The 19551-nt window shown below is 71.3% G+C and carries 14 protein-coding genes; 7 read left to right on the top strand and 7 right to left on the bottom strand.

The annotated features are described in order from the left end of the window. The first annotated feature begins 8 nt into the window (after positions 1 to 8). Entirely contained in the window at positions 9 to 1484 is a 1476-nt protein-coding gene (locus H8838_RS19765; protein WP_181310118.1) for a glycosyltransferase family 87 protein, read from the top strand. Here the strand turns inward: H8838_RS19765 and H8838_RS19760 are convergent. Genes H8838_RS19760 through H8838_RS19745 form a run of 4 tightly spaced genes read right to left on the bottom strand, consistent with a single transcriptional unit; the run spans position 1445 to position 5545 of the window. Next, positions 1445 to 2527 carry an alanine racemase gene (locus H8838_RS19760; protein WP_181310119.1) on the bottom strand — a complete coding sequence of 361 codons (1083 nt, stop codon included), beginning with the start codon at positions 2525 to 2527 and terminating at the stop codon, positions 1445 to 1447. The two genes, H8838_RS19765 and H8838_RS19760, sit on opposite strands and share 40 nt — an antisense overlap. Then, positions 2524 to 3711: a lipid II:glycine glycyltransferase FemX gene (locus H8838_RS19755; protein WP_309136285.1), complete on the bottom strand. Its 1188-nt coding sequence runs from the start codon at positions 3709 to 3711 to the stop codon at positions 2524 to 2526. The genes H8838_RS19760 and H8838_RS19755 overlap by 4 nt, the downstream gene beginning before the upstream one ends. A 19-nt stretch (positions 3712 to 3730) precedes the next feature. Beyond that, complete coding sequence (locus tag H8838_RS19750; protein ID WP_181310120.1) at positions 3731 to 4561, bottom strand: deoxyribonuclease IV; 831 nt, start codon at positions 4559 to 4561, stop codon at positions 3731 to 3733. A gap of 48 nt (positions 4562 to 4609) precedes the next feature. Further along, positions 4610 to 5545 carry a serine/threonine-protein kinase gene (locus H8838_RS19745; protein ID WP_185995558.1) on the bottom strand — a complete coding sequence of 312 codons (936 nt, stop codon included), beginning with the start codon at positions 5543 to 5545 and terminating at the stop codon, positions 4610 to 4612. A 258-nt stretch (positions 5546 to 5803) separates the two neighbouring features. Between H8838_RS19745 and rpsF the strand changes: the two genes are divergently transcribed. The 4 genes from rpsF to rplI all read left to right on the top strand — a co-directional run bounded on the left by rpsF (position 5804) and on the right by rplI (position 7616). Then, on the top strand, positions 5804 to 6094 hold the full coding sequence (rpsF, locus tag H8838_RS19740) for a 30S ribosomal protein S6 (RefSeq protein ID WP_181310122.1): 291 nt from the start codon (positions 5804 to 5806) through the stop codon (positions 6092 to 6094). 100 nt (positions 6095 to 6194) lie between these two features. Beyond that, positions 6195 to 6821, top strand: a complete 627-nt coding sequence (locus H8838_RS19735; RefSeq protein ID WP_181310123.1) for a single-stranded DNA-binding protein — start codon at positions 6195 to 6197, stop codon at positions 6819 to 6821. A 97-nt stretch (positions 6822 to 6918) separates the two neighbouring features. Then, positions 6919 to 7155, top strand: a complete 237-nt coding sequence (rpsR, locus tag H8838_RS19730; RefSeq protein ID WP_101525917.1) for a 30S ribosomal protein S18 — start codon at positions 6919 to 6921, stop codon at positions 7153 to 7155. Positions 7156 to 7169: 14 nt separating this feature from the next. Beyond that, the gene (gene rplI, locus H8838_RS19725) at positions 7170 to 7616 is read left to right on the top strand and encodes a 50S ribosomal protein L9 (RefSeq protein WP_181310124.1); all 447 of its coding nucleotides are present in this window, start codon (positions 7170 to 7172) and stop codon (positions 7614 to 7616) included. A 76-nt stretch (positions 7617 to 7692) separates the two neighbouring features. On the opposite strand, the gene H8838_RS19720 is transcribed toward rplI, so the two are convergent. From H8838_RS19720 to H8838_RS19710, 3 genes are all read right to left on the bottom strand, one after another. Beyond that, the gene (locus tag H8838_RS19720) at positions 7693 to 7962 is read right to left on the bottom strand and encodes a hypothetical protein (RefSeq protein ID WP_181310125.1); all 270 of its coding nucleotides are present in this window, start codon (positions 7960 to 7962) and stop codon (positions 7693 to 7695) included. Positions 7963 to 8142: 180 nt separating this feature from the next. Next, positions 8143 to 12777, bottom strand: coding sequence for a S8 family serine peptidase (locus H8838_RS20310; RefSeq protein ID WP_185995559.1), 4635 nt, complete (start codon positions 12775 to 12777; stop codon positions 8143 to 8145). Between the two features lie 183 nt (positions 12778 to 12960). Further along, positions 12961 to 14298, bottom strand: a complete 1338-nt coding sequence (locus tag H8838_RS19710) for an MATE family efflux transporter (protein ID WP_181310127.1) — start codon at positions 14296 to 14298, stop codon at positions 12961 to 12963. 518 nt (positions 14299 to 14816) lie between these two features. Here H8838_RS19710 and dnaB point away from each other — a divergent pair. Together dnaB and cas3 are read left to right on the top strand one after the other, a co-directional pair. Then, positions 14817 to 16226 carry a replicative DNA helicase gene (dnaB, locus tag H8838_RS19705; RefSeq protein ID WP_181310224.1) on the top strand — a complete coding sequence of 470 codons (1410 nt, stop codon included), beginning with the start codon at positions 14817 to 14819 and terminating at the stop codon, positions 16224 to 16226. A gap of 331 nt (positions 16227 to 16557) precedes the next feature. Then, a complete protein-coding gene (cas3, locus tag H8838_RS19700; protein WP_185995560.1) occupies positions 16558 to 19461 on the top strand; it encodes a CRISPR-associated helicase Cas3' in 2904 nt (967 codons plus the stop codon). Positions 19462 to 19551: the final 90 nt, after the last annotated feature.

Here is a 19551-nt window from a genome sequence, read left to right as displayed (position 1 = left end):
CCGGGCCGATGAGGGAGGAGTCGGGCCCGGAGATCTCCGGGTGGGTGGACCCGACACGGGACGACGCGGTGGTCGCGTCGCTCTCGGAGGGGATCGGCGGTCCGGTGGGCACCCGCGCGAGCGGGCACCCGTGGTGGACGCCGGTGCGCGTGCTGCTGGCGCTGGCCGCCCTGGCCATGGCCCTGGGGATGGTCACCAAGTCCGCCTGCGCCGACACCGACTGGCAGGACATGGACGTACGGACCAGCGCCATGTGCTACTCCGACATGCCCTACCTCTACATCGGGCGCGGCTTCGCCGAGCGGCACTGGCCCTACACCGGCGACGAGGCGGTGCGCTCCGAGTTCGAGGTGATGGAGTACCCGACCGGCATCTCCTACTGGGCCTGGGGCACCAGCTACGTCACCTGGTGGCTCAGCGGCTCACCGGCCGACGACGAGCCCGGACGGGACCTGCCTGCGGAGGGAACCCTGTTCGTCGCGGTCAACGCGGTGGGCTTCACCCTGATCGTGCTGATCTCCACCTGGCTGCTGGCGGGGGTCAACCGGGTCCGGCTCGGCAGCGGACGGATCCTGCGCCGGCCCTGGGACGCGGCGGGGTTCGCGATCGCCCCGGCCTTGGTGCTGACCGGCCTGGTCAACTGGGACCTGCTGGCCATCGGGTTCGTGGCCGGAGCGCTCTGGGCCTGGTCGCGGGACCGGCCGATCCTCACCGGCGTGATGATCGGGCTCGGCACGGCCGCCAAGCTCTACCCGCTCTTCCTGCTGGGCGGGGTGCTCGTGCTCTGCCTGCGCGGACGGCGCTGGGCCCCGCTGGGCTATGCCTCCGCCGCGACGGTCCTCTCCTGGGTCGTCGCCCAGGTCCCGGCCTGGGTCACCGGCCCGGACCAGTGGCAGGTCTTCTGGCACTTCAACAGCGAGCGCACGGCCGACCTCGGGTCGCTGTGGCTGGTGGCCCAGCAGATGACCGACGCGACGATCACCGCCGACACGATCAACCTGTGGTCGTGGGCCTTCTTCCTCGGCTGGTGCCTGGCGGTCGCCCTGGTGGGGCTGCTCGCACCCAGGCCGCCCCGGTTCGCCCAGCTCGGGTTCCTGATCATCGCGGGCTTCCTGCTGGTCAACAAGGTCTACTCGCCCCAGTACGTGCTGTGGCTGCTCCCGCTCGCGGCGCTGGCCCGCCCGCGGTGGCGCGACCTGCTGATCTGGCAGGCCGGCGAGCTGATCTACTTCGCCTCCGTCTGGTGGTACCTCGACGGCCGGCTGGACCCCGGCGCGGGCGACGACCCCGTCGCCTACTGGGTCACGACCGTGGTCCGGGTGCTGGCGCAGCTCTACCTGGTCGCGGTGGTCACCCGCGACGTGCTGCGTCCCGAGCACGACCCCGTGCCCCGGGACCCGGACGATCGGGGCGGACCGGGTCCGCAGGAGCCGGACCCAGAGCCTCAGACCACCTCGACCCGGTCGAACCAGGTCGCGGTGTAGCGGACCCGGACGTCGATCCGGTCGCCCACCTCGGGCACCCGGGCGCCCGCCGGCAGGAAGAGCATCGAGGCCTGCATGTGCGGGGGCTCGGCGAAGAGCCGCTGCTTGCCGTCGATCGAGAACGGCGAGCGCACGAAGCCGACCGCGTCCAGGCCGCCCCGGGCCAGGGTGGCCGCCCGGGCCTTCAGCGACTGGTCGCCGGTCGGCGCCTCGAGCCCGATGCCGTGCGCGGTCCCCCCGCTGACCACCAGCAGGTGGCCGGCCTTGGGCGCGGTCCGGGAGCGGTAGCCGAAGACGTCGCCGCGCTCGACCGGGTGCACGTCGAGGACCGTCGAGGTGACCCGGAGGGCGTCGCGGGCCCCGAGCCACAGGTCGGTGCCGATCCGCGGGCGGATCTCGAAGTCGCCGTACGACGAGCGCAGCCGGTCCAGCTCATCGGACGTCAGGTGGCTGACCCACAGGGTGCGGCTGGGCAGGCCTGCCGAGACCATGTCGGTGGCCAGGCGCTGCACCTGCGCGAGGTGCGAGCCCTGGGCCAGCGGCAGGTGCAGGGCCACCCCCTCGAGGGTGCCGCGGGAGGTCAGGCCGCCGAGCTCGCGCAGCTGGCGCCCGGTCATCCCGTGCCGCAGCATCGAGGTGACCAGCTCCAGGACGTAGCGGGCGTCCGGCTGCCGCTCCAGGAGCGCGGCCAGGTCCTCGGGGCGGCTGACGGTGTGCACCACCCGGCTCGCGATCGCCGGGTCGACCTCGAGCGCGGCCCCGAAGGGACGCCACGGGGTGAGCACGAGGAGGCTCCCGTCGAACCGGGAGGCGACCTCGGGCAGCTCCTCGTAGGTGCCGACGGCGAGCGTGTCCGCCGTCTTCTCGCTGCCAGGGGCGTCCGACCGGTGGTCGGCCAGCCACTGCGCGCGCCGGGCCAGCCGGCCCAGGCCGAAGCCGTAGCCGTTGCCCTTGACCACCGGGACCAGGCCCGGGGTGCGGTCGGCGACCGCGCGCAGGTGCTCGCGCCAGCGGTCGCCGTCGACGGTGAGGTCCAGGCTCATCCGCGCCTCTTCATGTAGAGATCGAACGCCTTGTAGATCGCCTTGTTGATCGGCAGGTCCCACTCCCCGGCGTACTCCACGGCCTCGCCGCCGGTGCCGACCTTGAACTGGATCAGGCCCACGTGCGGGTCCTCGGAGTCGAGGGTGTCGGTGATGCCGCGCATGTCGTAGACCTCGGCGCCGGCGGCCAGCGCGTCGCGGATCATCGCCCACTGGATCGCGTTGGAGCCGCGCACGTCGCGCTTCTCGGTCGAGGAGGCGCCGTAGGAGTACCAGACGTGGGTGCCGACCCGGATCGAGATCGTGGCGGCCACCAGGTCGCCCTCGTGCCGGGCCAGGTGCAGCACGATCCGGTCGGGCTCCTCGGCCGAGAGCGCCTCGACCATGGTCCGGAAGTAGGAGAGCGGCCGCGGGGTGAAGTGGTCGCGCTCAGCGGTGTGCGCGTACAGCGCGTGGAAGGCCTCCAGGTCGGCGGCGGTCCCGCGGACCACCTCGACCCCGGCCTTGTCGGCCTTCTTGATGTTGCGGCGCCACAGCTGGTTCATCCCCTTGAGCACCTCCTCCTCGGTGCGCGGGCGGCCGTCGGCCACCAGCGGGAGGTGGAAGTTGTACTGGGGCTGCCCGGCGGCGAAGCCGCCCTCGACCGCCTGCGGCACCCAGCCGAGCTCGTGCAGCTGGGAGACGACGCGGGCGCCCTCCTGCGAGCGCTCCAGCGGCACCAGGTCGTCGAGACGGCGTACGGCGGCATCGGCGATGCCCTCCTTGACGCTCGCCGCCGACCAGCGGCGGGTGACCACCGGCGGACCCATCCGCACCCCGAAGGCGCCGGAGCGCTTGAGGTGGGCGGTCAGCGGGGTCAGCCAGCGGGCCAGGTCCTGGTCGCCCCAGTCGATCACCGGGCCCTCGGGCAGGTAGGCCAGGTAGCGCTTGACCTTCGGCAGCTGCCGGTAGAGCACCAGCGCGGCGCCGACCATCTGCTCGCCCGTCCCGCCGTCGGCGGCCGGGGCGAACCAGCCCAGCGACTCGTGGCGCCACTCGGACTTCACCGCTCCCCACGCCGGGGTCTGCAGGAAGGAGGCGGAGGACCGGGAGCGGAGGAAGTCCAGGTGCTCCTCCGCGCTGACCACGCGCACGGCCAGTGGGGTCACAGGGACGGCGACTGGTGCGGAGCTGGGATGAGACACGCGTCGAGGCTACCCGCGCTCAGAGGCGCTCGCGGAGCCAGGCGGCGTCGGCCACGTGCTGCTGCGCGTCGCCGGGAGTCTCCAGCACCACCGGCGCCCCGGCGTCGCGGACCACCGCGGCCAGCAGGTCCGGGTCGACCCGGCCCGCGCCCAGGTTGGCGTGCCGGTCGGCGCCGGAGTCGAAGTCGTCGCGGCTGTCGTTGCAGTGCACCAGGTCGATCCGGCCGGTGATGGCCAGCACGTCGGCCACGACCGTCTCCAGGTCGTTGCCGCCGGCGTGGGCGTGGCAGGTGTCGAGGCAGAAGCCGACCCGGTCGGCGCCCTCGGTGCCGTCGATCGCCGCCCACACGCCGGCGATCCGCTCCAGGTAGCGGGTCATGGCGTTGTCGCCGCCGGCGGTGTTCTCGATCAACAGCGGCACCGCGAGGTCGGCGGCCTCGATCGCCTTGCGCCAGTTGTCGAACCCCTTGGCGGGGTCGTCGGCCTTGTTGACGTGCCCGCCGTGCACGATCAGGCCCTTCGCACCGATCTCGGCGGCCGCGTCGAGGTGCTTCTGCAGCAGCTTGCGGCTGGGGATGCGGATCCGGTTGTTCGTGGTCGCGACATTGATGATGTACGGCGCGTGCACGTAGAGGTCGACCCCAGCGGCCTCCGCCGCCTCCCGCAGCGCGGCCGCGCCGCCGGGGTAGGCGATCTCGGGGCCCTGGTAGCCCTGTGGGTCGCCGAGGAAGAACTGGACCAGGCCCATCCCGCGCGCCTGCGCCTCGCCGACCGGGTCGGCCTGGTCGACGTGGGCGCCGATGACCGGGGTGCTGGTGGCCGGAGTGCTGGGGTTGCTCGCGGTGCTCATCCCGTCAGCATAGGAACTCCCGGGGACAGGCTCACCGGCCCCGGACGGTCAGAGGCCCAGCATCCGGCCGATCAGCAGGACGCAGCCCACCGTGACGCCCAGGGAGACCCCGAGGACCAGGAACGGCAGCAGTGCCGCTGAGCCGCCGACGGGTCGTCGCGGCGGCCGGTCCCGGTGATCCGGGGGAGGGCCGAGGCGGCGGTGGCCCCACGGGCCGGGCGCGGGCGGCACCGCGAGCCGTCGCAGCAGCACCAGCGCGGCCTGGGCGTCGTCGGGGCGGTGCCCCGGGTCGTCGGCGAGCAGCCGCTCCAGCAGGGGACGGAGCGGGGAGGAGGGCAGGCACACCCCGCGCACCGGACGCGCCCCGGTGAGCAGGTGCACCCCGAGCATGCCGACGGCGTACAGGTCCTGGCGCGGGTCGGGCGGCTGTCCGGCGGCCTGCTCGGGCGCCATGTAGCCCTCGGTGCCGACGGCGGCGGGCGAGGTGGTCAGCCGCTCTCCGGCCAGGGTGACCGCCACCCCGAAGTCACCCAGCCGCACGTGCACCCGGTCGTCGTCGGTCGGCTCCAGGAGCAGGTTGGCCGGCTTGACGTCGCGGTGCACCAGCCCGCTGGCGTGCACGGCGCCCAGGGCGTGCAGCGTCTGCTCCAGCACGGCGGCGACGAGTCCGTCGGGCAGCGGCCCGTGCTCGCGCAGCAGGTCGGCGACCGAGCCGCCGGTGACCAGGTCCATGGTGAGCAGCACCAGGTCGCCCTCGGCCGCCCACCCGGTGGGGGCGACCACGTGCGGGTGCCGCAGCCGGATCGCCTGCTCGCGCATGAACCGCGCGATCAGCGCCCCCGAGTGCTGGCCGAGGACCTTGGCGGCGACCAGCTCGCCGGTCTGCAGGTCGCGGGCCCGCCAGACCGACCCCATGCCGCCGGCACCGATCTGGTCGAGCAGCAGGTAGCGACCGGCGACCGGTCCCGCTCGTTCTCCGGACACCCGACCTCCCTCTCCCTCCCCGAGCAGGGACGCTAGTGGCCCGCGGACGGGCGGGGTGCGGTGATCCACAGGGCGGGCGGCGACGATTCCGTCGGCGCCTGCGCCGACTGTTAGCCTTGGCCGGTTGTCGCTGCGCCCTTCTCAGTAGGAGGACTCGGCGATGACCGCGACTCGGCCCCCTGGGCCGCGGTCGTGACGCAAGCCCTCCTGCCACGGAGAGTCCGTGGCCGCCTGAGTCCAGAGGAGGTGGAGACCGCTTTGCGTGCATATGAAGTGATGGTCATCCTTGACCCCAGCCTTGAAGAGCGCACCATCGAGCCGTCGCTCGACAAGTACCTCAACGTCATCCGCAACGACGGTGGCACCGTGGACAACGTCGACGTCTGGGGACGTCGTCGCCTTGCCTACGAGATCAAGAAGAACGCCGAGGGCATCTACGCCATCGTCTCGCTGCAGGCCGAGCCGGCCACGGTCAAGGAGTTCGACCGCCAGCTCACGCTCAACGAGTCCATCCTGCGCACGAAGGTGATCAAGCCCGGCAAGCGCTGAGCTTGTGCAGAACCCTTCACGCCTGTCGGCGCCGTCGGCAACGATGAACCCGGCAGACACCAGCACCACCTATTCGATGGATCAATGAGGGAGTCCTGACATGGCAGGCGAGACCGTCATCACCGTGGTCGGCAACCTGGTCGACGACCCGGAGCTGCGCTTCACCCCCTCGGGGGCGCCCGTGGCGAACTTCCGGATCGCGTCCACACCGCGGACCTTCGACCGGCAGACCAACGAGTGGAAGGACGGCGACGCGCTGTTCCTCTCCTGCTCGGTCTGGCGTCAGGCGGCGGAGAACGTCGCCGAGTCCCTGCAGAAGGGGATGCGGGTCATCGTCACCGGCAACCTCAAGTCCCGTCAGTACGAGACCCGTGAAGGCGAGAAGCGCACGGTCTTCGAGATCGCGGTCGAGGAGATCGGCCCCGCGCTCAAGTACGCCACCGCCAAGGTCACCCGCACCACCCGTCAGGGCGGTGGGGGCGGCTACAACAGCGGTGGTGGCGGCGGCGGCGGCTACAACGCCGGCGGCGGCGGCGCCTCCCAGCAGGCCGACGACCCGTGGAGCACCCCTGCTCCGTCGCAGTCCCAGGGAGGCGGCGGCTACGGCGGCGGCGCCCAGGGTGGCGGCGGCTACGGCGGCGGCGCCCCGGGCGGCGGTCAGGGTGGCGGTCAGCCGGACCCGTGGGGCGCCCCTGGCGTCGGCGGCTCCGACGAGCCCCCGTTCTGATCCCTTCCCCGAGCACCTTCGGGATCCATCGAACCATCCGAATACACCTCAACCATTCCGGCCTGCACGGCCGGGCTTCTAGAAAGGAAGCACCACAATGGCCAAGGCAGTGATTCGCAAGCCCAAGAAGAAGGTTTGCCAGTTCTGCAAGGAGAAGGCGACCGGTGTCGACTACAAGGACACCACGCTCCTCCGCAAGTTCATCTCCGACCGCGGGAAGATCCGCGCGCGGCGCGTGACCGGCAACTGCGTCCAGCACCAGCGTGACGTGGCCATGGCGGTCAAGAACGCCCGCGAGGTCGCTCTGCTGCCCTACACCTCCACCGGTCGCTGAAGGGAGACGGAGACATGAAGCTCATCCTGACCCAGGAAGTGACCGGCCTCGGTGCCCCCGGCGACGTGGTCGAGGTCAAGGACGGCTACGGCCGTAACTACCTCGTGCCCCGTGGCGAGGCGATCCGCTGGACCCGTGGCGGCGAGAAGACCATCGAGTCCATCAAGGCTGCGCGTGCCTCGCGCTCCGTGCGCGACCACGCGCACGCTGTCGAGGTCAAGGGCAAGCTCGAGGGACAGCCGGTTCCGCTGAAGGTGCGCGCGGGTGAGGGTGGCCGTCTGTTCGGTGCCGTCACCGCCGCGGACATCGCGGGCGCCCTGGCGACCGCCTCCGGCGAGACCGTCGACAAGCGGACCCTCGTGCTCGGCAACCCGATCAAGTCCCTCGGCACCCACGAGGTCTCGGTCAAGCTGCACGACGACGTCTCGGCCAAGGTGACGCTCAACGTCATCCCCGCCTGACGTACGCCTGACGAACGGCCCGTCCACCCTTCGGGGTGGACGGGCCGTTTCGCGTTCCAGGCCGGGTTAGCGCGGTTCACTCGCTCGGGTCCGCGCAGAGGAACGGGTCCCCGCGGCCACCGGCGTGGTACTCGTACTCCGTCCCGTCGACCCGCAGGGTGATCCTGCTCCCCGGGACCAGCGCCTGGGTGTAGCTGAACCCGGGCTGTGCGCAGCCCAGGCTCCCGTCGCGCCAGGTGACCTCCTCCTGGGCCACGAGCTCGACCGCGCCCGGTGGCACGGCCAGGCGCTCGGCCAGGTCTGCGGTCGCCCGCTCGACGGCGTCCGTCGGTGGCTGTGGGTCCATCGCGCTCTCCCTTGCTCCTCGCCGGGCGCTGACGTGCCCGTGCGCTCGACCATCTTGCCGGGCCGACCCGAGGCGGCACGGTCACCACCGGGTCCGGGAACGACGAGGGGGCCGGCGGAGATCCGCCGGCCCCCTCGGGCTCTGCTAGGTCGTGCTAGGTGGTGCTGGGTCCTGCTGGGGTCACCGCTTCTTGTTCTTGACCTGGAAGGTCTTGCGGGCGGTCGCGGACTCGACGGCGGCGTCGCCGCGGTACGTGACCGTGACCGTGACCTTGCCGGCCCGGCGGTAGCGAGGCAGCTTCACCTTCGCCTTGCCGGCGGCGCTGAGGGTGACCCGGTAGGTCTTGGTCCGACCGGCCCCCTTGACGACCACGGCGACCTTGCCGGTCGGGGTGACGCCGGGAGCGTCGACCTCGACCTTGACCTGCTTGGTCGCCTTGCTGCGGACCTTGACCTGCTTCGGCGTCTTGATGCCGATGCTGGCCTTCACCTTGGCCGGCGGCTGCTGGCCGGGCGCGGTCACCACGACGTTGGTCGGCGCCGAGGTGCTGCCGTGGGTCCCGGCGTCACCGAGGTAGCGAGCCACCACCGGGTAGGTGCCGGCTTGGGCGGGCGCGGTCAGCTTCGCCCGCACGGAGCCGTTGGCGTCGAGGGTTCCCTCGCCGGCCTTCGCGCCGTTGACCAGGAACTCCACGGTGCCGGTCGGCTTGGCCGCGACCGGGGCGACGACGGTGGCCGTCGCCTCGAGCGTGCCGCCCGTGGTGATCTGCGACGGGGAGACCGCCAGGGCGGTAGACGACCGCTCCTTCGCGCCCTTGACCTCGACACCGACGGTGTCGGTGACCGGCTTCGCACCCGGGTCGGACGTGGTGTGCACGAGCGTGCTGGTGAGCACGTCGCGGTTGACCACGTCCGGGTCGACCGTCACCTGGTAGGCGAAGGACGCGCCCTCGGCCTGAGGAACGGCGTAGGTCATGCAGACCAGCAGGTCGTTCCGGATGGTGCCGGCCGCCGGCGCGTTGTTGATCAGCGTCGTGGCGTCGGTGCCGGTGGCGTTCTCCGTGCCCACCGTCACGTTGCCCAGGTCACCGGTGACGTTGTCGTAGGCGAACACCAGGTCGTTGCTGCCGACCTGCGCGACGACCTGGAGGTCCAGGCTGCCGCCGGTGCCGTCCACGGCCCGCATGTCGTCGTACTCCACGAACCGGAGGGATCCGGTGCTGGCCAGCGTGACACCCGAGCCCGCCGCCGCGTCGTAGCGGACAGCCATGTCCCGCCACAGCGCCGCTGCGAGGTTGTTCGGCTTCTCCACGTCCGGCAAGGTCTGCGGCGTGCCCGGCGCGGTGGCACCGGACCAGTTGGCCGCGTGGTCGTAGACCAGGTAGCCGTCGTCGGTGAACGTCAGGCCCTGGTACTGCTTGCCGTAGAACCCGAACGTGACGTCCGAGAACGCGGTGAACGCCGAGTCGTTCCCGGTCACCGTCGCCGAGGGCCTCAAGCCGGCGGATGCCAGGTCGAAGTACTCCTGCTCCCCGCTGTACGGGTGGACGCACGACGGGTCGTTGACCGACGTGGTGGCCTCGTAGCCGCCGACGTCACCGAAGGTGCTCTCGAGCTCGCCCTCCCAGGTGACCTTGCCGTCGGCGTACGTCGCCCCGCCGGTGGCGGAGCCCTCGACGTACGTCGTGCCCTCGGGCAGGGTCTCGGTGAGGGTGTAGGTCAGGTCCTCCTGCGACACGTTGGGCGCGATGTCGACCGTGTAGGTGATCGTCTCGCCCGGGGCGGCCCGCTCGACGTCCGCGGTCCGGGTGACGTCGTCCTCGACCCGGCGGACCGTCACCGGCACGACGCCGACGTGGCCGTCGGTGCCGGGGGCAGCGCCGAGCGTGAGGGAGCCGTACCAGGTCTGGCCGGCCTCCATCGCGTCCTCGTCCCAGAAGGTGCGGATGCTGAACGGCGTGCCCGCCTCGATCGGCCCAGTCGGGCCCTCGGCGCGCAGGTTGCCGGCGTCGCCGGCGACCACCGCGGTGGCCACGACGGCGGTGTCGGACCCGCCGGCCGTGGTGGCCTCCCAGTTCTGCACCAGGATCCACCAGCTGCCGGCCTCCGGGTTGGCGACCTCGCACCGCTCGGCGGAACCGCCGCTGGCGCTGGAGCAGACCTCGTTGGCAGCCGAGACCTCACCGCGACCGACGAACATGTCGAAGTCCGGCGCGGTGGTCTCCCGCAGGCTGGTCAGCAGCCGGGTGGCGCCCTGAGGGACGTCGACCCGGACGACGGTGGTGCCGTCGCCGTTGTAGGGGTCGGTGTTGGTCTGGTCCTCGGGGACGCTGATCGACTGGGTGCTCTCGGGGACCAGGCCGGAGGCCGTGACCTTGAGCGAGTCCAGCTCGATCGCCTGGAGACCGTCGGTCACCTGCGAGCCGGCGTCACGACGGGTGGTGATGTCGATCGACGAGGGCAGCACGCCCGACGAAGGCAGGACGGCCACCGGCAGGTGCGCCTCGGGGGCCGAGGAGCCGGCCGGCGGGGTGAGCACCACGGTGCCGTAGAGCCACGTGTCCGTGCCCGCGCTCGACGCGAGCTCGGCGGTCACCGTGAGGTTGGCCTCGCCGCCTGCGGTCAGCGCCAGGCTCTCCTGCGCGACCGAGACGGTCAGCTCGGGGGAGAAGCTCTCGGTGCTGACCGTCCAAGTGCCGGCGCCGGTCGCGGTGCCGGTCAGGGTCCTGGTCCACTCGCAGTTCGACAGGCACTCGTTGTCGGCCATGCTGGCGATGTTGAGGGCGCGGACGTCGCCGCCCTCGGCCGGGTCTGCGGCCAGGTAGTCGGCAGCGGACTCGTCGAGCACGAAGCCGGCCTTGGCCGCCTTGGTCAGGTCCACCCGGCCCGAGCCCATGTCGTGCCAGTCGGCGTCGGTGCCGTCGTTGTCCTTGATCTCGGTGACCGCGGTGGTCATCAGCGCGGACTGCGCCTCGGCGGGGGTCCAGTCGGGCTGGACGCCCTTGAGCAGCGCCAGCGCACCGGCGGTGTGCGGGCTGGCCATCGAGGTGCCGGAGATGAAGCCCCAGCTGACCTCGTTGTCGGCGCCGTCGGCCGCCAGGATGTCCACGCCCGGGGCAGAGACCGAGGGGCTGATCATCGAGACCGCACGGTTGGGCCCGCGGCTGGAGAACGCCGCCATGATGTCGGCGACGTCGTCGCCGACGTACCGCTGGCCGCCGGAGAGCTCGGCCTGCGGGTTGGTGACGCTGGCCAGCCAGGTACGCAGCTCCTGGGCGTCGGCGTAGGTGATGTGCACGGCCGGGAGCTCGTGCGGGTCGGCGTTGAGGGAGTCACCGCTGGCCTGGTCGTTGGCGAGGATCATGCCCTCGGCTCCGAGGCCGGCGACGACGCCGCCCTTCTCGACGCGGCCGTTGCCGCCGCGGGTGCAGAGCACGATCTTGCCGGTCAGGTCGACGTTGCCGAGCCCGGCGGCGGTACACAGCGGGTCACCGAGCGTGGTGGCGTCGACGACTGGGAAGGCGCCGTCCGAGGCCTTGGCGAAGGCCACACCCTCGATGTCGGGGTGGGTCGCGCCGCCCTGGGCGGTGAGGTCGGTGACCGCGGCCTGCCACTGGCGGTTGTGCTGGGTGGCGCCCACGGTGGTGATCCAGGGGACGTCGCCGGGGCTGCCCAGCGTCTCGGCGCCCGGTCCCGCGTTGCCCGCGGAGGTGGCGACGTGGATGCCCGCGGCGCGGGCGTTGAGGAAGCCGATGGCGTCCGGGTCGCTCCACGGGTCGGAGGGGGCCGCGCTGCCGATGGAGTAGTTGATGACGTCGACGCCGTCGGTGATCGCCTGGTCGATGCCGGCCAGGATGGCGCTCATCGGGCAGCCGCCGTCGCAGACGTCGTAGCCGATGACGTTGGCGTGCGGGGCGACGCCCTTGATCCGCTCGGTGGTGGAGAACTCGAACTCGGTGCCCTCACCGGCGTACGTCGTGGCGTCGACCACGTTGCCGGCCGTGGTGCTGCCGGTGTGGGTGCCGTGGCCGTCGTCGTCGTACCTGCTGCCGTCGGTGGTGAGGTTCCAGTAGCCGATGAGCTTGTCGTTGCAGCCCCAGTCGGCGACGAAGACGGAGCTCGTCGGGTCACACATGCCGACGTAGGTGCCGGCGCCCCACGGGTTGGTGTGGTCGTAGCCGTCCGCGCCCACGTCGTGGAAGGACGGGTTGGCCGGGTTGAGGCCGCTGTCGAGGATGCCGACGATCACGCCCTCGCCCTTCGAGCCCTCGACCCCTGCCGGGGTGTCGGTGCCGTCCCAGATGCCGGGGGCGCCGATCCACTCGGGGCCGACGTCGGTCTGGAGCTGGCGCTCCTCGTCGACGTGCACCGCGGCGACGCCGTCGAGGTCGGCGACCTGGCGCGCCTGGGCGCGGGTCAGCCGGACCGCGAGGCCGTTGGCGGCCTCGGTGTAGGTGTGGGTGACCCGCGGCGCGGCGCCGGTGATCCGGCGGATCGAGGAGCGCAGGTCGGCCTGCTCCTCCACGAGCTCGGCGCGGTAGCCCGACGCCGAGGGGGCGTCCTGGGCGCGGGCGCCGTCGGCGGTCTCGCGCGAGGGGACGGCCGGCTGGTCGAGCTGGACGATGTAGGTCTCGGCCTTGCCCGGTGCGCCCAGCGACATCACCGTGCCCTTCTCCGCCTTGGCACCGGTGAAGCCCTGCTCGCTGGACGGGGCGGCCGCCTCGCCCGGCTGGGCCGGGTCGGTGGGGGCGGCGTTGGCGGACCCGGTGAGGGGCGCAAGGGAGAAGAGCAGTGCGGAGGTCGCGATGACCCCCACGGAGCGTCGTATCAAGTGGTGCTCCCGAGGAGAGGGAACCCGGGACCGGCCCGGGATCGAAGGGTGCGGAGGATGAAAGTGAAAGGAGTGGCAACTGTTTCCTAGGTCACTCCTAGACGTCCTGTCAACGGATCCGACCCACCCGGAGTGCGGACGTGTCCGAACCGTGATCCACCAGTCCGCTCAGCGGACGGTGCTCGCGCCCGCGACCATCCACGCGTCGTGCCGTGCCCGGTGCACCAGCACCACCCCCCGGGCGCCCATGAAGACGGTCACGAAGACGACCCAGATCCACACCAGGCCGCCGCCGGCCGCCGCGACCAGCAGGACGACGGGGGCGAACGCGACGAGGGTGACCACCCCGGCGCGCGCCAGGTAGTCACCGTCCCCGGCCCCGATCAGCACGCCGTCGAGCACGAAGACCACCCCGGCCAGCGGCTGGCCCAGGGCGATCACCAGCAGCACCGGCACCAGCAGGGCTCGCACGTCGGTGTCGGGGGTGAAGAGGGCGCCGATCCACGGGCTGACCGCGGCGACCAGGAGCCCGGTGACCACCCCGGACCAGAGCCCCCAGGCGATCATCCGCTGGGTCAGCCGACGGGTCAGGGCGAGGTCGCCGGCGCCCAGTGCCCGGCCGGTGAGTGCCTGGGCGGCGATGGCGATGGCGTCGAGGGCGAAGGCCAGGAAGGTCCACAGGGTCATCGCGACCTGGTGCGTGGCGACCGAGGTGCTGGCCTCGTCGACGACCCCCAGGGCGACGGCGTACGTCAGCACGAGCAGAGAGGCGCGCAGGGTCAGGGTGCGGATCACCAGACCGACGGAGGCCCGCGCCGCGGCCCGGATGCCGGCCCGGTCGGGAGCCAGCGAGGCACCCTCGCGCCGGGCGGCCCGCACCACCACGGCGACCATCACGGCAGCGGAACCGACCTGGGCCAGCACCGAGCCCAGCGCGGCGCCCACGATGCCGAGCGCCGGGACCGGTCCGAGCCCGAAGACCAGGACCAGGTTGAGGCCGACGTTGACCAGGTTGCCCACGACCGCCACGTAGAGCGGGGTGCGGGTGTCCTGGAGACCCCGCAGCACCCCGGTGGTCGCCAGCATCACCAGCAGCGGCGTGACGCCGAACATGGCCACCCGCAGGTAGTCCTCGGCGTACCCGGCGACCGTCTCGGAGACCCCGAAGGCGCGCACCAGCGGTCCGGAGAACGCGACGCCGAGCACCGTGGCCACGGCGCCGAGGAGCACGGCGAGCCACACTCCGTCCACGCCCTGGGTCAGCGCCCGGCGCAGGTCGCCGGCACCCAGGTGCCGGGCGACACTGGCGGTGGTGCCGTAGGCGAGGAAGACGCAGAGCCCGACGATGGTCTGGAGGACGACGCCGGCGATGCCGAGACCGGCCAGCTCCTCGGTGCCGAGGTGTCCGACGATCGCGGAGTCGCTGAGCAGGTAGAGCGGCTCGGCGATCAGTGCGAAGAACGCCGGAACCGCGAGGCGGAGGATCTCGCGGTCGGTGGGGCGCACCCTGGAAGTGTAATGAGCACGGAGAGTTCTACCCGCTACGACCACCCTGTGTCCCAGCCTGTGCTCCAGCCTGTGGACATCCGGGGGATATCACACAGATCACAGCGCTGTCCGCAACTTGTCGACAAAGCAACCGGCGGTCTGAACCGTCTGCGAAAATTCTTTCTCCCCAACTTTCATCCACAGGTTGAGGACGACGTTTCCGCAGGTCAGAGGCTATGTGGCAGATGTTGTGGACATGTTTTCCACACAACGCACCCGGCGAGCCCCACAGATCCGGTGGCTTCGTGCACCAGAAATCCCCAGTTATGCACACACCCTGTGGATAACGGGCTGTCCTTTGGGTCCTTCCGGCACGTACCGTCGCTGCGTCCCAGGTCTGTCGGTGGTCGTTCCTACCGTGGTCAGTGCCTGGGTCGCCCCCCGTCCCGGCGCCCGGCCACACGCGGTCATCCGTCGGTCGTCCCACCGCCACCACCCCCCTCCGGAGGCACCCTGTGAGCATCGCCGAGCACGACATGGTCGGGCCCAGCGAGCCGCCGCTCGACGAGAGCTACGAGCAGTGGGGCGACGGGCCCTCGTCGTACGCGCCGGGGGAGAAGCCGCGGTCGGCCAACGACCGGACGCCGCCGCAGGACAACGCCGCGGAGCAGAGCGTGCTCGGCTCGATGCTGCTCTCCAAGGACGCCATCGCCGACGTGTCGGAGGCCGTGCGCGGCGTCGACTTCTACCGCCCCGCGCACGAGCTGATCTACGACGCGATCATCGACCTCTACGGCCGTGGCGAGCCGGCCGACCCGGTGACGGTCGCCGCCGAGCTCCAGCGCCGCGGCGAGCTGCAGCGCGTCGGGGGCGCGCCGTACCTGCACACGCTCTCGGCCAACGTGCCGATCGCGGCCAACGCGGCGTACTACGGGGAGATCGTCCGGGAGAAGGCGATCCTGCGGCGCCTGGTCGAGGCCGGCACGAAGATCGTGCAGATCGGCTACGCCGGCGAGGGCCAGGTCGACGACGTCGTCGACCAGGCCCAGGCGGAGGTCTACAAGATCACCGAGAAGCGGGCGAAGGAGGACTACGCCCCGCTGAGCGACATCATGAACGGTGTCCTCGACGAGATCGAGGCGATCAGCAACCGGGAGGCCGGGGTCTACGGCGTGCCCACCGGGTTCGCCGACTTCGACGAGCTGACCAACGGTCTGCACTCGGGTCAGATGATCATCGTCGCCGCGCGTCCCGCGATGGGTAAGTCGACGCTGGCGCTCGACTTCTGCCGGGCCGCGTCGATCCACAACAACATGGCCTCGGTCTTCTTCAGCCTGGAGATGACGCGCTCGGAGATCGTCATGCGTCTGCTCTCCGCGGAGGCGAAGATCGCGCTCAACCACATCCGCAACGGCAACATGCAGGAAGACGACTGGGACAAGCTCGCCAAGAAGATGGGCGAGGTCTCGGCCGCTCCGATGTACATCGACGACTCGCCGAACATGACGATGATGGAGATCCGGGCGAAGGCGCGGCGGCTGAAGCAGAAGCACGACCTGCGCCTGATCGTCATCGACTACCTGCAGCTGATGAGCTCGGGCAAGAAGGTGGAGTCCCGCCAGCTCGAGGTCTCGGAGTTCTCCCGGCAGATCAAGCTGCTCGCCAAGGAGCTCGAGGTCCCGATCATCGCGCTCTCGCAGCTGAACCGTGGTCCCGAGCAGCGTGGCGACAAGCGCCCGATGATGAGCGACCTGCGTGAGTCCGGCTCGATCGAGCAGGACGCGGACATGGTGATCCTGCTGCACCGCGACGACGTCTACGAGAAGGAGTCGACCCGCCCCGGCGAGGCCGACCTGATCGTGGCCAAGCACCGAAACGGGCCCACGCGCGACATCACCGTCGCGTTCCAGGGTCACTACTCGCGGTTCGTGGACATGGCGCACTGACGGCGGACCGGTTGTGCCGACGATCGGCGAGTGTGCAGTGGATCGTTCCAATTTGCAGATCCTGCAGATTGGACACCGCGCCCCGGATGAGACTTGCGTACGTCCCCCGGAACTGCCTGTCTCCTTGCGGCGTGGGTGCATGAACCGCCGCCGACTCGCTGCTTACGATCCGCCAGCAACTGGCCGGGGGCCGCATGGCCAGAATCTGAAGTAGGGCCTTTGCCGTCGCGATTGGCCCAACCCGCAGCATGGCGACTGTCGGTCCGCCAAGATCGGTGCTGACATCCCCGTCGCCTGAGGAGACACCGTGGGATTGATGTCCTGCCTCCATGTGACAGCGCCCAAGTTTGATTGCTCCTGCCACGAGGCCCTGTACGCGCTGTGGGCGAAGGACCCGGATCACCTGGCCGCGGGGTTTCCGCCGTACGCGCCGACCCCGCACCTCCTGGACACGTCTGTCGCGATGGAGTCGCTGTGGCGGACCTGGCTCCGGCCCGGCCTGCGGGACCTCGTCACAGCAGCCCTCTACCCGGGCGACGAGGCGTCGACGGTGCGAGCGTTGCAGTTGCTCGCGGGGCTCCATGACGTCGGCAAGGTCAACCCCTTCTTCCAGACCCAGCCGTTCGCCTTCGGAGAACCGGCCTGGCGGACCCCGCTCTCGGAACGCCTGACCGAGCTGGGGCTCCCGTTGCCGTCCGGTGCGCTGATGGACCTCGCCCGCACCTCTCGGCTCGGCGAGCCCAAGGGGCACGGCGGCTCGGTGGCGACGCGCCACGAGTACGTGGGCGCCTACGCGCTGCGGGGCCGGCGGAACTTCACCGAACGCGAGGCCGCCGGCGAGAGCTGGATTCCCACCGCGGTCAGCGGCCATCACGGACGCTGGCGTGCCCCGGAGGATCCGCTGGAGTCGATGGACCACCGCGACGAGACTCTGCTCCGCGCCACCGCCGGCGGCCACTGGGCCGAGACCCTCGACCACCAGCGACAGCTCATCGAGCAGGCGATCGGCGTTCGGCTCGACGACATCCCGCCGATGACGGGGGCCCGCTCCGGTCCCGCGCTCGTTCTCGTCTCGGGACTCCTCATCCTCGCCGACTGGGTCGCCTCCGACGACGGCTTCGTCGCGGCCGGCAAGCGGCTCATCGCCGGCGGCCTGGACCCGATCACCGACGCCGACAAGTGGATGCAGGCGCGGCGGGAAGGGATCGACGCGCACGTCGCACGCACGGTCGGCTCCCTGACCTGCCTCGACAGCGCCGAGGAGGTCATCCTGGGCGGCCACCCGCCCAGGCCGCTCCAGCAGGCGGCCATCGACATCGGGCCCGACGACGGGCTGTGGATGGTGGCGTTCCCGACGGGGGAGGGGAAGACGAAGGCCGCGCAGCTGCGCCACATCCAGCGCCCCGACGAGCACCTGCTGTTCGCGTTGCCGACCATGGCGACGACCGACGCGATGGCCGAGACGCTGCGCCGGGACTTCCACCCGACCGGGAACCTGGTCATCAAGTCCCACCAGCACGCGTCCTTCTCACAGCTCGACAGCGTGACCCCCGAGGACGCCCGGCTCTACGCCGACCACTGGTTCACCACCTCGGCCCGGCGTCTGGTGGCCCCGATCGCGGTCACCACCTGCGACCAGGTCCTCAGTGCGGCCCTCAACCAGAAGTCGACCCACCTGCGCCTGCTCGCGGTCGCCAACCACCACGTCGTCTTCGACGAGGTGCACACCTTCGACGCCTACCAGCGCGAACTCCTCGTCGAGCTGCTCGCCTGGCTGGGAGCCACCGGGGCCCGGGTCACCCTTCTCTCCGCGAGCATCCCCCACCAGGACGCAGTCGACTACCGCAACGCCTACGTGCACGGCCTCACCCGGGACCGGAAGCGGAAGGCCGTGGTCCCGTACGAGTCCCGCTACCCCGGGCACTCGCTCATCGACGTGGCGGACGACGGCGAGCTGCGAGACGAGGTCGAGGCAGACGTCCCCCTCTCGGCCCCGGTCGAGCCCGTCGGATTCGTCACCGTCACCTCGACCGAGGTGGCGACGACGCGCGCCGAGTGGGCACTCCAGCAGATGGCCGAGCACCCCCGGTGCCACGTGGCGGTGGTGTGCAACCAGGTCGACTCGACCGTGGAGACCGCCCGGGCCATCGCCGCGTCCCTCCCTGACGGCAGAGAACTGATCGTCCTTCACTCCCGTATGACCCGGTCGCAGAGGTCGCAGGTGGAGTCGCTGCTGCGCGGCCGCCTGGGTCCGCCGCCCCGGCACCCGGGTGCGGACGCCCCGGCGGAGGCGGTCGCGGCCTACGAATCGGAGCTGGCCGGCTACATCACGGCGCCGCCGGTGGTGGTCGTGGCGACCCAGATCATCGAGGCGTCCCTCGACCTGGACTTCGACATCATGGGGTCCGACCTGGCCCCGAGCCCCTCCCTGGTCCAGCGGGCCGGCCGGCTGTGGCGGTTCCGGGACGAGGTCCACCGGGTGCGCCGGCACGGTGCCGCGGGCCCGTCGCGGACCATGACGGTCTTCGTGGCCACGAACAAGGACGGTTCCCTGTCGGCTCGGGGGATGTTCCCCTACTCGTCCGCGGAGCTCCGCAAGGTGCACGACCTGGTCACGAGCCGCCCTCTGCTCCGGATCCCCGAGGACGTGCAGTCGTTCGTCGACGACGGCCGGGTCACCATCGAGGACCTCAACGCCGACGTCGCGTGGGCAGCTGAGGTCCAGAGGGACTTCGGGGCGAAGATGCAGATGGTCGCCAGCGCCAACGTCTCCAAGGCCAAGCTCTTGAAGGACGTGATCGCGGCGCCGACGCTCACCTACGGCGCGCTCATGTCGCTGACCCGTCTGCCGGACGACGAGGACGCGATGCGCACCCGCTACATCGACGTCCCGGGCTCCACGTTCATCGTCTTCGACTCCGGGCAGAACCCGTCCGAGTTCGTCGCCGCCGGGCCGGTGCCCGCGAACATCATGCGGGGCGCCACCGGCGACCAGGTACGGGCGTGGCAGAAGGCGACCCTCCCGGCGTCCGGGCGCCACCGTGACGACCTCCTCGCGCTGCACGCCGCCACCCTCGCCAGCCTCGGGATCGAGGAGTGGAAGCCGAAGGCAGCGGTCCTGGAGCGACAGCTCCCTGTCGACCTGGCCCTGTGGGAGGCCGCCGCTCGGGCGCGTCAGGCCGAGGACGCGAAGCACCCGATGGGCGCCTTCGACGACCTTCTCGGATGGGCCTGACCGTGCCCGACTACCCGATGAGCCACAGATGGCACAGGAGCGACACGGACCGCGGTCGCCGACCGCGCCGGCGCACGACCGAAAGGCATG

Origin of the sequence: Nocardioides campestrisoli, assembly GCF_013624435.2 — a bacterium.
GTDB classification, from domain to species: domain Bacteria; phylum Actinomycetota; class Actinomycetes; order Propionibacteriales; family Nocardioidaceae; genus Nocardioides; species Nocardioides campestrisoli.
This window is presented reverse-complemented; position numbering and strand designations above follow the sequence as displayed.